Here is a 13,436-nt window from a genome sequence, read left to right as displayed (position 1 = left end):
TCCATCACGCTGCCGAGCGCTGCACCGCCGAACGCGACAACAGCACCGGAATGGATTTGGAAGTGGGCGTGCGCGCCTTGTCGGCAAAGCTTTCCAGCGGCACCAGCGGATTGGTCTCCGGATAGTAACTGCCGATACAACCGCGCGGAATGTCATATTCCACCAGCAGGAAACCATCGGCACGGCGCTCCACGCCGTCATCCCAGACGCTGGTGATGTCGACCCATTCACCATCCTTCAAACCCAGCATCTGCAGGTCCGCCGGGTTGATGAAGACCACGCGGCGCTGGCCGAACACGCCGCGATAACGGTCGTCCATGCCATAGATGGTGGTGTTGTACTGGTCGTGCGAACGGGTGGTCATCAAGGTCAGCAGCTTCTCGCCATGGATCGCGCGGGCACGATGGATGGGCGTGTCCTTGGGAATGTCATGGACGATGAAGTTGGCCTTGCCGCTGCCAGTCTTCCAGACGCGGTCGCGCGAGGCCACGCCCAGGTGGAAGCCGCCCGGATTGGCGATGCGCTCGTTGTAGCCCTTGAAGGCGTCATACACCTTCTCGATGGCGTCGCGGATGCGCGAATAATCTTCGGCGTACCACAGCCAGTCGATCTTCGGACCATTGTTGCGCGACTTCATCGTCGCTTCGGCGAGATGCGCCACGATGGCCGTTTCCGACATCAGGTGTTCGGACGCCGGCTTGTTGATGCCGTAGGAGACGTGGACCATGCTCATCGAATCTTCCACCGTCACGCCCTGCGGACCGGACTTCTGCACGTCGATCTCGGTGCGGCCCATGGTCGGCAGGATCAGCGCATCCTTGCCATGCACCAGGTGGCTGCGGTTGAGCTTGGTGGTGATGTGTACCGTGAGGTTGCAGGACCGCATTGCCTCGAAAGTACGCGGTGTATCGGGCGTGGCCATGGCGAAGTTGCCGCCCAGACCGATGAAGACCTTGGTACGGCCTTCCAGCATGGCCATCACCGAACCGACCGTGTCATTGCCGTGATGGCGCGGCGCCTTGAAACCGAACACCTGTTCCAGGCGATCCAGGAAAGCCGGGGTCGGCTTCTCGTCGATGCCGACCGTGCGGTCGCCCTGCACGTTGGAGTGGCCGCGCACCGGGCACAGGCCCGCGCCCTGGCGGCCGATGTTCCCGCGCAGCATCATCATGTTCGACAGCAGCTGGATGGTGGCCACCGCGTACTTGTGCTGGGTCAGGCCCATGCCCCAGGTGGCGATCACGGCCTTGCCCTTGACGTAGACCTGGGCCAGTTTCTCGATGTCTTCGCGCGAGACGCCGGACTCGGCGATGATGTCGTCCCAGCTTTCGGCGCGCGCCTGGGCGGCGAATTCCTCGAAGCCGGCGGTATGTTCCTCGATGAACTTGACGTCGATCACGCGCTCGGCACCGGCCGCCTTGGCCGCATCATCCAGTTCGATGGTGCGCTTGATGACGCCCTTGATCAGCGCCAGGTCGCCGCCCAGCGTGGGGTGGATGAACATGGAGCTGATGCGGGTGCTGCCCATGGTCAGCATCTCGACCTTGCTCTGCGGATCGGCAAAGCGTTCCAGGCCGCGTTCCTTCAAGGGGTTGATGGCGACGATGGTGGCGCCGCGCTTGGAAGCGTGGCGCAGCTCGCCCATCATGCGCGGGTGGTTGGTGGCCGGGTTCTGGCCGAACAGCAGCAGCGTGTCGCAATGATCGAAATCTTCCAGCAGCACCGTGCCCTTGCCGATGCCGACCGTGCCCGGCAGGCCCACGCTGGTGGGTTCGTGGCACATGTTGGAGCAGTCGGGGAAATTGTTGGTGCCGTACTGGCGCACGAACAACTGGAACAGAAAAGCCGCTTCATTGCTGGCGCGGCCGGACACATAGAAGTCCGCCATGTCCGGATCGGGCAAGGCATTGAGGTGCTTGGCCATCAGCTCGAAGGCGGCGGACCAGTCAATCTTCTTGTACTTGTCGGTGGCGGCGTCATACACCATGGGATGGGTCAAGCGCCCGTGTTCTTCCAGCTCGTAATCCGATTGCTGCATCAGCTCGGTGACGGTGTGCTTCTCGAAGAACTCGGGGGTGACACGCTTCTTGGTGGCTTCGGCGGCCACGGCCTTGACGCCGTTCTCGCAGAATTCGAAGGTGGAAGTGTGCTCGCGGTCCGGCCATGCGCAACCGGGGCAATCAAAGCCGTCAGGCTGGTTCTGCGACAACAGGGTACGCAAGCCCTTGCCGTCGGCTACGTGTTCCTTGACCAGGTTCAGCGCGACATACTTCAGTGCGCCCCAGCCGCCTGCGGGTTGATTGTATTGCTCGATTCTTGGTTTGGAAGGCATGTTGTCTCGGGATGGAGTGGAGTCCAGTGTAGGTGAAGTCTAGGACACGCACGCTGCAACCGGAATGCACAGGAAGCCATGGCGGATTCAAGCACAGTGCCTGTCAAGCCGCGCGCGCAAAGACTCGCCGACGATGTGTACAGTAGCTGAAGTTGCGGGTGTCTGCTTTTCTGTACCGGAACTGTCCGGCCACTGTACTGTTATCCGTACGCCCATCCGTACCGGCTGCTGCCGGGCTCAGTCATCCAGCGGCAGCGCCAGTGTCTCCTTGATTTCTTCCATCACCACATAGCTTTTGGACTGCGCCGCCCCCGGCAGCTGCAGCAGGATGTCGCCCAGCAGCTTGCGGTATTCCGCCATGCCCCGGATGCGCGCCTTGATGAGGTAGTCGAAGTCGCCCGAGACCAGGTGGCATTCCTGCACTTCGGGAATGCGCAGCACCTCGCGGCGGAACTGCTCGAACATGTTGCCGGACTTGTGATTGAGCGTGATCTCCACGAACACCAGCAAGGTCGCGCCCAATGACTCGGGATTGACGCGCGCGTAATAGCCGCTGATGACGCCGTCGCGCTCCATGCGCCTGACCCGTTCGATGCAGGGCGTAACTGACAAACCGACCTGCTCCCCGAGCTCCTTCATGGAGATGCGGCCATCCTTCTGCAACACGGCCAGGATGCGGTGATCGAGCTTGTCGAGGGTGCGAATGGACTGTTGCTGGGTTCTCATGAAATTTTCCCGTTTCAGCGCGATTTTCATGAACGGTTCATGAAATCAGCCATAAATACGCGAACAAACACTATTTATTCACCCATATCATAGCTGAATCTTCTAATCCAACAGCCTTTTGCAGCGGCATCAACGAAACGGGGAGTTCAGCATGCGCGTCGTCATTCTTGGAAGCGGTGTCATCGGGGTCACCAGCGCCTGGTATCTGGCCAGGGCCGGTCACGATGTGACCGTGCTGGACCGCCAGCCCGGCCCCGCGCTGGAAACCTCCTTCGGCAATGCCGGCCAGATCTCTCCCGGCTATGCCTCGCCCTGGGCCGCCCCCGGCATTCCCCTGAAGGCCATCAAGTGGATGTTCCAGGAACATGCCCCGCTGGCCATCCGCCCGGACGGCACGCTCAACCAGCTGCGCTGGATGTGGCAGATGCTGCGCAACTGCAACGCCGAAAGCTACGCCGTCAACAAGGAACGCATGGTGCGCCTGGCTGAATACAGCCGCGACTGCCTGCGCGACCTGCGCGCCGATGTCGGCATCCCCTATGAAGGCCGCCAGCAAGGCACGCTGCAACTGTTCCGCTCGCAAGAACAGCTCGAGGGTGCCGCCAAGGACATCGCCGTGCTGCAGGAAGCCGGCGTCCCCTTCGAACTGCTGACCCCGGAACAGCTGGGCGGTGCCGAGCCGGCGCTGGACAAGGTGCGCGGCAAGCTCACCGGCGGCCTGCGCCTGCCCAATGATGAGACCGGCGACTGCCAGCTCTTCACCACCCGCCTGGCCAAGATGGCCGAGCAACTGGGCGTGAAATTCCGTTATGGCGTGTCGATCGACGCCCTCACCATGGCCGGTGGCAAGATCGCCGGTGTGGTCTGCGGCAAGGAACTAGTGCAGGCCGACAGCTACGTGGTCGCCCTCGGCTCCTACTCGCCGCAACTGCTGCGCGACATCCCCGGCCTGCCGGGCATTCCGGTGTATCCGCTCAAGGGTTACTCGATCACGGTGCCGATCACCGATGCCTCGGCCGCACCGGTCTCCACCATTCTCGACGAGACCTACAAGATCGCCGTCACCCGCTTCGATGACCGCATCCGCGTCGGCGGCATGGCCGAGATCGTGGGCTATGACACGGCCCTCAAGGCCAAGCGCCGCGCCACGCTGGAACTGGTGGTCAACGATCTGTTCCCCGGGGCAGGCGACACGAAGCAAGCCAGCTTCTGGACCGGCCTGCGCCCGATGACCCCGGACGGCACGCCCGTGGTCGGTGCCACCCCGGTCTCGAACCTGTACATCAACACCGGTCACGGCACGCTGGGCTGGACCATGTCCTGCGGTTCGGGCCAGCTGCTGGCGGACCTGATCTCGGGCCGCCGCCCTGCCATCGCCCATGAAGACCTGTCGGTGGCGCGCTACATGGCCTCGGGCAGCACCGTGCAGACGCCGCGTCTGGCAGGGGCCTGATCGCTGCAACAGGACATCCTCGATAGTCTCTTCTGCATCCCTCGCAGAATGGTTGGCCGGAGTGAAATGCTCCGGCCTTTTTTATGCGCGCACGGCCGGATGCGATGAGGGGACATATCCCGTCATCCGCTTGAACATGGTCGAGAATGTCGCCGGCTGTTCATAGCCGAGGTCGTAGGCAATCGCCGTCACCGAGTGTCCCAGCGCCAGCCGCGAGATCGCATTGACGATGCAGGCGCGCAGCCGCCATTGCTGGAAGCCCATGCCGGTCTGCGCCAGGAATCTGCGGGTGAAGCTGCGCTCGCTCATGTGCAATTGTTCGGCCCACTCGGCCGGGCGCGCGCGGATCGAGGGCGATCGCATGAAGTCGCGACACAGCGCCCCCAGCTTCTCCTCCTGCGGCAGCGGCACGTACATGGGAATCTCGCGGGCGCGGGCGATCTCCTTGAGCAGCAGGTGCATCAGCGCCTCCTCGCGGCTATCGGGTGCGTAATGCGGATCGATGCGGGTGGCTTCGATCAGCAACTCGCGCAACAGCGGATGCACCTCCAGCACCTGGCAGGTCCGCGCGGCGCGCGGCGCATGTTCGGGCTCGACGAAGGCGCTGCAGGTCGTCACCGGCAAGAGCATGCGGCTCTGGTGCTCGCGCCCGGAAGGAATCCACACCGCGTGCTGCGGCGGCACCACCCAGGCCCCATCCTGCGTCACCACCTGCATCAATCCCCCCAGCCCGAACAGCAGCTGCGCCCGCCGATGGCTGTGCCAGGCCTGCAGCGAATCGCGCGCGTAATCGGCGCCGGCCGCCACCACCGGGCGCGCGATGCGGTCCACCCGGTCGATGGGCAGCGGGGAACGGGAGAGAGAAGGCTTGCGCATGGTCTGGTCTCGCTTGGCGTACATCCAAAGATGACGCACCGATGATGGGAACTCCGCCACCACGAAGCTTGCCTCGCAGCTTGGCGTAAATTCAAACATTCTTGACCCAAGTACGAAAGTCAGTCAACCGGCCCTGCCCTACTGTACGGTTTTCATCCAACGATTTCGCCATGCCTCCTCCCCTCCTCTCCGGCATCCTGGTCGCGCTCATCTGGGGCCTACAGCCCGTGATCTCGCGCTACGGCTTGCAGCAAGGGCTCACGCCCCTGGATGCGACCCTGATGCGCTTTCTCACCAGCGGCCTGATGATCCTGCCCTTTGCCTGGCGGCGCGGGCTCTGGCAGGCCTGCGGTGTCGGCTGGGGGCGCGGGCTGGTGCTGTTCCTGCTGTCGGGCCCCTTGTTCAGCCTGGTGCTGGTGGCGGGCGTGAACTACGCGCCGGCTTCACATGGCGCGCTGATCCATCCGGCCCTGACGCCGCTGTTCGGCATGGCGATCAGCCGCTTCGCCCTCGGGCAGCGCGAACGCATCTCCCTGTGGGGCGTGCTACTGCTGCTTGCCGGACTGGTACTGGTGGCGCTCAATGGCATTCTCGCCAGCGGCGGACTGGCTCCCGATGGCGCGTGGCGCGGCGATCTGCTGTTTGTGCTCTCGGCGCTGATGTGGTCGAGTTACCTGATGCTCAATCGCGCCTGGAAGATTGCGCCCCTGGATGCGGTGGCGCTGACGCAAGTGCTGTCGCTGGCCTGCATGCTGCTGGCGCTGCCGTGGCTGGGCACGCAGACTTTCAGCAAGCCGGCCTCGGCACTGCTGCTGCAGAGCGCCTACCAGGGCGTGCTGGTGAGCATCGTCAGCGTGGCCTTGTTCAACTGGGTGGTGGCGCGGCTGGGCGTGAAGGCGCTCATGCTCAATGCGCTCTCACCGCTGTTTGGCGTAGTGGCCTCGGCGTGGATCCTGGGCGAGACGCTGTCGGTGTCGATGATGACGGGTGCCGTGGCCATCGTCGCCGGACTGGGCGTGACCATGAAAAAGAAACGCCCGGTGCGCACACCGGGCGACTGATGCAGACGGCGCGCGTGCCGCCGCTCAGGGCCGTACGGCCCCGTTGACCGCCAGATACACCGCATACAGCGAGGTGGTGGCGGTGATGAAGAGGCGATTGCCGCGCGGCCCGCCGAAGACCACATTGGACACCACTTCCGGAATCAAAATCTTGCCCAGCAAGGTGCCATCCGGCGCATAGCAGTGCACGCCATCGCCGGCCGAGGTCCAGATGTTGCCCTGGGCATCCAGCCGGAAACCATCGGCCAGCCCCGGATCGATGGTTGCAAACACCTCGCCGCCCTTGAGCGTGGCGCCCTCCACCACATCGAATACGCGGATGTGATGCGGCCCGCCCGCACGGTGCGTGAGGCCGGTATCGGCGATGTAGAGGCGGCTTTCATCGGTGGAGAACGCCAGCCCATTGGGGCGCTCCAGGTCGCTGCTGACGAGGCTGATGTCACCGCTGTCGCCATCGATGCGATAGACATTGCACGCACCGATTTCGCTCTCGGCCTGATAGCCTTCGTAATCGCTGTTGATGCCGTAATCCGGATCGGTGAACCAGATCGAGCCATCGGACTTGACCACCACGTCATTGGGCGAATTGAGACGCTTGCCCTGCCAGTGCGAGGCCAGCGTGGTGATGCTGCCATCGTGTTCGGTGCGGACCACGGCGCGGCCACCGTGCAGGCAGCCGACGATGCGGCCTTCGCGGTCCAGCGTATTGCCGTTGTTGAAGTGGGAGGGCTGGCGAAATACGCCCGCCCCTGCGCCCTCGGACCAGCGCATCAGGCGATTGTTGGGAATGTCGCTCCAGATCAGTTCCTGCGTGGCCGGCAGCCACACCGGGCCTTCGGCCCAGCGGCAGCCGTGGTAGAGACGATCGACCTGGGCGGTGTCGATGACCATGCGGCGAAAGCGCGCATCGAGATGCTGGAAGGGGGTATCGGGCAAGGACATGCGTTCTCCTTTTCGGTGTAATTGACGCTGACGCCTCAGCGATACTGGCGGCGGCGGCCGGAACAGACGATCACGGCGATGATGATGAGACCCGACAGCACCGAGCGTTCGCCCGCCGACAGGCCCACCACGTTCAACAGCGTATTGGTGAAATACAGGAACAGCGCCGCGCCCCAGATCCCGGCCACGCTGGGCCGGCCACCGGTGACGCTGGTGCCGCCGATGACCACCACGGCCACCGACATCAGCAGGTATTCATTGCCCATGTCGAGCGAGGCACCGCCCGAGAAACCCGCGATGAGCAAGGCGCACAGCGCCGCAAAGACCGCGCACAGCACGTAGCACAGGCAGCGGATGCGTTCCACGCCGATGCCCGCCAGCCAGGCTGCACGGGCATTCTGGCCGACCGCCGAGAGGAAGCGGCCGAACAGCGTGCGCCCCAGTATCCAGGCCAGCCCCAGCGCCACGGCCAGCACCAGCCAGGCCAGTTGCGGAAGGTGCAGCAGCCATCCGGTCGCGAAGCTGGCCAGCAATTGTGGTGGCGTGATTTTGAGGCCCTGCCCGACATGAATCGCCAGCGACTGCAGGATGAAGGACGAGGACATGGTGGCAATGATGGGCGGAATCTGCAGCAGGCGGATCAGCAGGTAATTGGCCAGCCCGATGCCGACACCCACCCCGAGCGTGACCAGCAGCCCGAGCAGGATGCCGCCATCCTCGCCGCCCATGGTACGCAAGCCCAGCGCCCCGGCCAGCGCGATGGTGGACGGAATGGAGAGATCGATGTTGCCCGGCCCGGTGGTCACCACCAGCATCTGCCCCAGGCCCACCAGCACCATCAGCGCCCCGAAAGAAAACGCCGACAAGCCGATATTGAAGGCCGCCTCCGGCCCGGCCACCGCCAGCGTGGCCAGCCACAGCAGGGCCGCCCCCATGAAGGACCAGACCCAGGGCCGCTGTTGCAGCGCGGCCCCCATCGTTGCACGCGCGGCGCTCATTGACGTTCTCCCCGTGCCGACAGCAGGATGCGCATCGACAACACGATGATCAGGATCGCGCCCTGCAAGCCGATCTGCCACTTCGGCGCGATGTTGAGGAAGGACAGGAACGAGGCCGCAATCCCCAGCGTGATGGCCCCCAGCGTGGCACCGATGGGCGAGACCTTGCCGCCGATGAAGCTGCCGCCGCCCAGGATCACGGCGGCAATCGAGATCAGCGTGTAGCGCTGCGCAATATTGGCATCGGCCGAAGTAGTGATGCCGACCAGCGTCAGTGCAGAGAGAATGCCCAGCACGCCGGCCAGCCCGTACATCAGCGCCTTGGCGCGCACCACCGAACCGCCGCTGCGCACGATGGCCTTGGGATTGCCGCCGGCACCGCGCAGCCGCACGCCCAGCGAGGAACGCATCAGGAACCAGTGTCCGCACAGCGCGATCACGACCGCATAGACGATGGGCGTAGGCACCACCGGAATGGCCAGGTTCATCACATCCTGTATCCATTGCGGCGTGGCACCGCCCGGCATCGGCAGCAGGATCAGCGCCCAGCCGCCCCAGACGAAGGACAGGCCCAGCGTCACCACGATGGACGGCAGATCGAACAATTCCACCAGCGCGCCGATGGCCGCGTACAGCAGCACGCAGGCGACCAGCGCCGCCACGCCCAGCAGCGGACGCTCCGGCAACCAGGTCACGGCGATGCAGGAGACCAGGCTGATGAAGGCACCGATGGACAGATCCAGGTCATTGACGGCGATGACGCACAGCTGCGCCATGCTGGCCAGTATCATCGGCACGGCCAGATTCAACAGCAGACCCAGGCCGAAATAACTCATCGTATTGGGATTGATCCAGAAGATCGGTGCCAGCACCACGGCCAGCGTGGCCATGGGCAGCAACAGGGTCTGGACCTCGTGGCGCGACAGCAGGCCGTGGCGCGCACGCACGGGGGTGCGGGCAAGCGTAGTCATGCGCGGGCTCCTTCGAGTGGGGGTGTGACGGTGCCGCCATCGGCGCGCACGTTGCCGAAGGACGCGGCGATGATGCGTTCCTCCGAGAGTTCATGGCGGGCCAGTTTCAGGGTGACCTGCTGCTGGTAGAAGACGTAGGTCGCATCGCAGTATTCGAGCTCGTCGTTCTCGGTGGTGTACCAGACGAAGCTGCGGCCGCGCGCCGCTTCTGCACGGATCAGGCGATACATGTCGACCTTGGTGCCGAAGTCGACGCCGCGCATGGGATCGTCCATCAGGATCAGTTCCGCATCCGACGACAAGGCCCGCGCAAACAGCACCTTCTGCTGGTTGCCACCGGACAGCGAGAGGATATTGTTGGACAGGTCCGGCGTACGGATCGCCACGCGTTCATGCCACTGGCGGCCCAGTTCAGCCTCGGCAGCACGATCGATCACGCCGCCGCGCGCCAGATGCGGCAGCTCGCGGATGCTCAGGTTGCGCAGGATACTCCACAGCGGGAAGTTGCCATCCCGCGCGCGATCCCCGGCCACGAAGGCCACCCGCATCTTGCCGCGATATTGCTCGAAGAGCCGGATCAGCATCTCGGTCTGCCCCTGCCCCGCCAGCCCGGACAATCCGACCACCTGGCCACGGCGCACGCCCAGTGCACCGACCGGTGACGCTGCCGGCAGTTTCACTTCCAGCAGTTGCTGGCTTTGCACGTCTGCGGACTCCGATTCCTGCTGCGCCTGCTGTTCGGCCTGACGCTCGATCTGCTTCTGGTCGGCGTGGCCCATGGCGTGGACCAGCGCATCACGCGTGAGATGGGCGGTGTGATCCTGCAAGACCAGCTGTCCATCGCGCATGACGGCAATGCGATTGCAGCAGTCAAAGATCTCGCCCAGCATGTGCGAGATGAAGACCAGGCTCATACCGTCTTCAAGACGCCGGCGGATGTAGGCCGTCAGCCGCGCTGCCGTTTGCGCATCGAGACTGGAGGTCGGTTCATCGAGGATCAGCAGGCGCACCGGCGCATCGACCACCGTGAAGGCGCAGGCGATTTCCACCATCTGGCGCTGGGTGATGCTGAGTTCGCCGACGATGCGATCGGGATCGATGCCATGGCCGGGGAAGATGTCATCGAGCTTTTCCGTCACCAGCTTGCGCGCCCGGCGCCGCCAGCCCCAGCCCTTGAGCTGCGGATGAAACACGCAGAGGTTTTCGGCCACGTTGAGGTTCTGGCACAGGGACAATTCCTGGAAGACGCAACGCACGCCCAGCCGGTAGGCGGCCTGCGTGGTGTAGTTCTGGCGCGCCTGACCGTCGATGATGATCTGGCCGTCGTCACCGGGCAGCACGCCGGCCAGCACGTTCATGAGGGTGGACTTGCCCGCGCCGTTGTGGCCGACCAGGCCCCAGCATTCGCCGGGCTGGATGTCCACGCTCACATCTTGCAGCGCCTTGACGGGACCAAAGGACTTGCGGATATGCGACAGGCTGCACAAGGCGGCCGAGGGGGGATGGCTGGCGTTCACGCTGGATCACCTGTGTTCTTGAGGCAGTGGATGCGCCCATGGCCCGCGCGCCGCCTTCAACGAGGCGGTCTGCACGGGGATGGGACAGGACTTACTTGGACTTCGGCGTATCGAGCAGCTTGACGGTATCGGCCTGGGAGAAGCCGATATCAGCCACCCCGCCCTGCGGCGTCTTGGCCAGCGCATCCGGCAGTTGTTCCGCCGTCAGGTAGAGCAGCGGTGCCACGATATCGACGTCCTTGGGGATCTTCTTGCCGGCCAGCACCTGCTGCGCCACCCAGAAGGCCACGGTCACTGCGCCGGGCGGATTGGAAGCGGAATAGGTCTTGTAGCCGCTGGGGATCTGGGTCTTCCACCATTGCAGTTCGTCCTCGCGGTTGCCGAGGATGATGATGGGCAGTTCGCGGTTGGCGGCCTTGAAGGCTTGCGCCACGCCGAAGCCATCGCCGCCCTGGGTGACCACGCCATCGACCTTGGGCAGGGTCGGCAGGATGCCGGCCACGGCCTTCTGGGCCACGGTCTGCGCCCAGTCGCCGTTGACGGAGCCGACGATCTTGAGGCCCGGATGCTTCTTGAGGCCGTCCATGATGCCGGCGTGGATTTCACCATCGACCGACACCCCGGCCAGGCCGCGGATTTCGAGGATGTTGCCCTTGCCGTTGAGACGCTCGGCGAGGTAGTCGACCTGGCGTTCGCCCATCTTGCGGAAGTCGAAGGTGACGCGATAGGCACAGGGTTCGGTGACCACGCCGTCATAGGAGACCACCACCACGCCGGCGGCGCAGGCTTTCTTGATGGTGCCGTTGAGGGCCGTGGGAGAAGCGGCATCGACCACGATGGCCTTGTAGCCTTGCAGGATCAGGTTCTGGATCTGCTGGGCCTGTTCGGTGGGCTGGTTTTCGGAGGTGGTGAAAGCGGGGGCGGCGGCCACCAGCTTGCGTTTGACGGCATCGTCGGCGGTTGCGGCCCAGGTCTTGAGCATGGACTGACGCCAGGCATTGGCCGCGTAGTTGTTGGACAGGGCGATCTTGGCTTGCGAGGTATCGCCGGTGGCGACCTGCGCGTTGGCGTGGCCGGCGCCGAGGATGAGGGTGGCCGAAGTGGCTGCGATGGCTGCGAGATGCAGCCCGACGCCACGGCGTCGTACCAATGCGTTCATATTGTCTCCGTTGTTGGCTATCAAAGCGGACTTGTTGAACGTCCGCGTTTTGCTGCAATTTCTTCTTATATGAAACGATGGCCTCATCGTTCAGAGGTCAACTTGTATGACGACTTATTCTAGAGAGCAGGGTCAGGGATGTCAAATGGTCAGACCACATGGCCGGACGCTGAGGTAGGAGTGGGGTTTTGGGGGATTGGTTCTCGCGGGATGGGTGGACTGCGGGAGTTGTGAGGATTTGAGATGAAGCGGGATATGAATTTTCTGACTTTGTCGGGCTGCTATCGGGGTGCAGAGCTTCATATCGGCATTTCACGCGTCCGGGAGCGCTGGTGGGCGCTGCTGAGAAGGAACATTCATTTCATTGCGCCACCGTTAATCCGGAGACATCCAGTTCGGGCAGATCTTCTTTTGAATGGTCTGATTGATCGAGGACTGAAGGTGGCGAAGAGTTGCTGGAGCTCCGGGCGGGCGAAAGGCACTACCGCAGATAACTCCAGCAAACGGAGAATCCGGGAATGACCCGCACCCTGCATTGAACACGGCCTTGTACATCGAGGCTGGCCAGCAGGTATGGCCCGATGTTGTCCGTCAACAGGGCAAGCTCCTGCAAACCATCAAACTCCATCCGCATCTCTTCCCCCGTCTTCATCACCAATGAGGTCATGAATGACGGCATGTAATGACCCACTAAAAACCTGAATAAGGCCAGAGGGCGCGGCGCTTTCAATGAGCTGACGAAATGGTGCTATCCGTCTCGTCCTTTCGGACTTTGCGTGACACGCCAAGTGTAAAAGTGCGTCAAGATCACGTAACTAGATATTTCTATACCTTGAGCGCTTTCGGCGCCGTCGAAACTTGATGCGAAGAAAAATATTATATTTTTCAAGCACTTAGAGTAATTTTTTATTACATTTTTCGGGCCTTGAATGTAAAACATTTCCTAACGAACCCTGGCGAAGAGTTAATGGCCGGCGCCGACAGCTATTCGTCAGTATTTGGTCAGTAGTTGGTCAGGTATCAAATCCGAAATCACGTCAAAATCTTACAAAGCTTAATTTCCCGTCTGACAGGAGCTGCTGAGCTGATGTGGCTTGGCATTGTTAGTCGGTAGTCGGGATGGCTGCCAGGTGGAAATCCGATAGCGAAACTGCTTTAAACGGGGCTGGGTGGAGTGTTAACGACTCGGTTCTTTCTGAGCAGCTTCTTCTAACCAGTGCAACGATATAAAAATTTCTAAATAGGTGCTGAGATGGAGATCAAGTCTTTCCCAACGCATCTGGGACCACTTTTGGTCACCGATGATTGTTGAATTGCATTGAAATCTGACCCACTTTCTCAGGAAATTTGCATCCTAAGTTGACCCATGTTTAGACCACAATCCTGCTCATGACAGCGAGC

The 13,436-nt window shown here is 62.8% G+C and carries 11 protein-coding genes; 2 read left to right on the top strand and 9 right to left on the bottom strand.

What is annotated here, in order from left to right; all coding sequences use genetic code 11:
• Positions 1 to 4 precede the first annotated feature (4 nt).
• Positions 5 to 2,332: an FdhF/YdeP family oxidoreductase gene (locus tag J2X56_RS21310; protein WP_310162405.1), complete on the bottom strand. Its 2,328-nt coding sequence runs from the start codon at positions 2,330 to 2,332 to the stop codon at positions 5 to 7.
• Between the two features lie 237 nt (positions 2,333 to 2,569).
• Positions 2,570 to 3,058 carry an Lrp/AsnC ligand binding domain-containing protein gene (locus J2X56_RS21305; RefSeq protein WP_026051927.1) on the bottom strand — a complete coding sequence of 163 codons (489 nt, stop codon included), beginning with the start codon at positions 3,056 to 3,058 and terminating at the stop codon, positions 2,570 to 2,572.
• 151 nt (positions 3,059 to 3,209) lie between these two features.
• On the opposite strand from J2X56_RS21305, the gene J2X56_RS21300 reads away from it, so the two are divergent.
• Positions 3,210 to 4,511: a D-amino acid dehydrogenase gene (locus J2X56_RS21300; protein ID WP_204725264.1), complete on the top strand. Its 1,302-nt coding sequence runs from the start codon at positions 3,210 to 3,212 to the stop codon at positions 4,509 to 4,511.
• 81 nt (positions 4,512 to 4,592) lie between these two features.
• On the opposite strand, the gene J2X56_RS21295 is transcribed toward J2X56_RS21300, so the two are convergent.
• Entirely contained in the window at positions 4,593 to 5,387 is a 795-nt protein-coding gene (locus J2X56_RS21295; RefSeq protein WP_039787561.1) for a helix-turn-helix transcriptional regulator, read from the bottom strand.
• Positions 5,388 to 5,557: 170 nt separating this feature from the next.
• On the opposite strand from J2X56_RS21295, the gene J2X56_RS21290 reads away from it, so the two are divergent.
• Positions 5,558 to 6,448: a DMT family transporter gene (locus J2X56_RS21290; RefSeq protein ID WP_310162397.1), complete on the top strand. Its 891-nt coding sequence runs from the start codon at positions 5,558 to 5,560 to the stop codon at positions 6,446 to 6,448.
• 24 nt (positions 6,449 to 6,472) lie between these two features.
• Here J2X56_RS21290 and J2X56_RS21285 read toward each other — a convergent pair whose 3' ends face one another.
• The 6 genes from J2X56_RS21285 to J2X56_RS21260 form a co-directional block, all read right to left on the bottom strand.
• Positions 6,473 to 7,390 carry an SMP-30/gluconolactonase/LRE family protein gene (locus J2X56_RS21285; protein WP_310162393.1) on the bottom strand — a complete coding sequence of 306 codons (918 nt, stop codon included), beginning with the start codon at positions 7,388 to 7,390 and terminating at the stop codon, positions 6,473 to 6,475.
• Between the two features lie 35 nt (positions 7,391 to 7,425).
• Positions 7,426 to 8,388, bottom strand: a complete 963-nt coding sequence (locus J2X56_RS21280; RefSeq protein WP_121039022.1) for an ABC transporter permease — start codon at positions 8,386 to 8,388, stop codon at positions 7,426 to 7,428.
• Entirely contained in the window at positions 8,385 to 9,359 is a 975-nt protein-coding gene (locus J2X56_RS21275) for an ABC transporter permease (RefSeq protein ID WP_409025223.1), read from the bottom strand. The genes J2X56_RS21280 and J2X56_RS21275 overlap by 4 nt, the downstream gene beginning before the upstream one ends.
• Entirely contained in the window at positions 9,356 to 10,876 is a 1,521-nt protein-coding gene (locus J2X56_RS21270; protein WP_121039019.1) for a sugar ABC transporter ATP-binding protein, read from the bottom strand. The genes J2X56_RS21275 and J2X56_RS21270 overlap by 4 nt, the downstream gene beginning before the upstream one ends.
• A gap of 91 nt (positions 10,877 to 10,967) precedes the next feature.
• Positions 10,968 to 12,035 (bottom strand): ABC transporter substrate-binding protein, encoded by a 1,068-nt coding sequence (locus tag J2X56_RS21265; RefSeq protein WP_039787515.1) that lies wholly within the window; start codon positions 12,033 to 12,035, stop codon positions 10,968 to 10,970.
• 481 nt (positions 12,036 to 12,516) lie between these two features.
• Positions 12,517 to 12,702, bottom strand: a complete 186-nt coding sequence (locus J2X56_RS21260) for a hypothetical protein (RefSeq protein WP_310162385.1) — start codon at positions 12,700 to 12,702, stop codon at positions 12,517 to 12,519.
• Between the last annotated feature and the right edge of the window lie 734 nt (positions 12,703 to 13,436).

The organism is Herbaspirillum sp. 1173, assembly GCF_031455335.1.
Classification (GTDB): Bacteria; Pseudomonadota; Gammaproteobacteria; order Burkholderiales; family Burkholderiaceae_D; genus Herbaspirillum; species Herbaspirillum huttiense.
The sequence above is the reverse complement of the archived record's forward strand: the minus strand, read 5'-3'. Positions and strand labels throughout refer to the sequence as shown.

What these genes read in the sequence shown, in the direction of transcription:
- J2X56_RS21310 (WP_310162405.1), bottom strand. Translation starts at nt 2,332, where the DNA reads ATGCCTTCCAAACCAAGAATCGAGCAATACAATCAACCCGCAGGCGGC.
- J2X56_RS21305 (WP_026051927.1), bottom strand. Translation starts at nt 3,058, where the DNA reads ATGAGAACCCAGCAACAGTCCATTCGCACCCTCGACAAGCTCGATCAC.
- J2X56_RS21300 (WP_204725264.1), top strand. Translation starts at nt 3,210, where the DNA reads ATGCGCGTCGTCATTCTTGGAAGCGGTGTCATCGGGGTCACCAGCGCC.
- J2X56_RS21295 (WP_039787561.1), bottom strand. Translation starts at nt 5,387, where the DNA reads ATGCGCAAGCCTTCTCTCTCCCGTTCCCCGCTGCCCATCGACCGGGTG.
- J2X56_RS21290 (WP_310162397.1), top strand. Translation starts at nt 5,558, where the DNA reads ATGCCTCCTCCCCTCCTCTCCGGCATCCTGGTCGCGCTCATCTGGGGC.
- J2X56_RS21285 (WP_310162393.1), bottom strand. Translation starts at nt 7,390, where the DNA reads ATGTCCTTGCCCGATACCCCCTTCCAGCATCTCGATGCGCGCTTTCGC.
- J2X56_RS21280 (WP_121039022.1), bottom strand. Translation starts at nt 8,388, where the DNA reads ATGAGCGCCGCGCGTGCAACGATGGGGGCCGCGCTGCAACAGCGGCCC.
- J2X56_RS21275 (WP_409025223.1), bottom strand. Translation starts at nt 9,359, where the DNA reads ATGACTACGCTTGCCCGCACCCCCGTGCGTGCGCGCCACGGCCTGCTG.
- J2X56_RS21265 (WP_039787515.1), bottom strand. Translation starts at nt 12,035, where the DNA reads ATGAACGCATTGGTACGACGCCGTGGCGTCGGGCTGCATCTCGCAGCC.
- J2X56_RS21260 (WP_310162385.1), bottom strand. Translation starts at nt 12,702, where the DNA reads ATGACCTCATTGGTGATGAAGACGGGGGAAGAGATGCGGATGGAGTTT.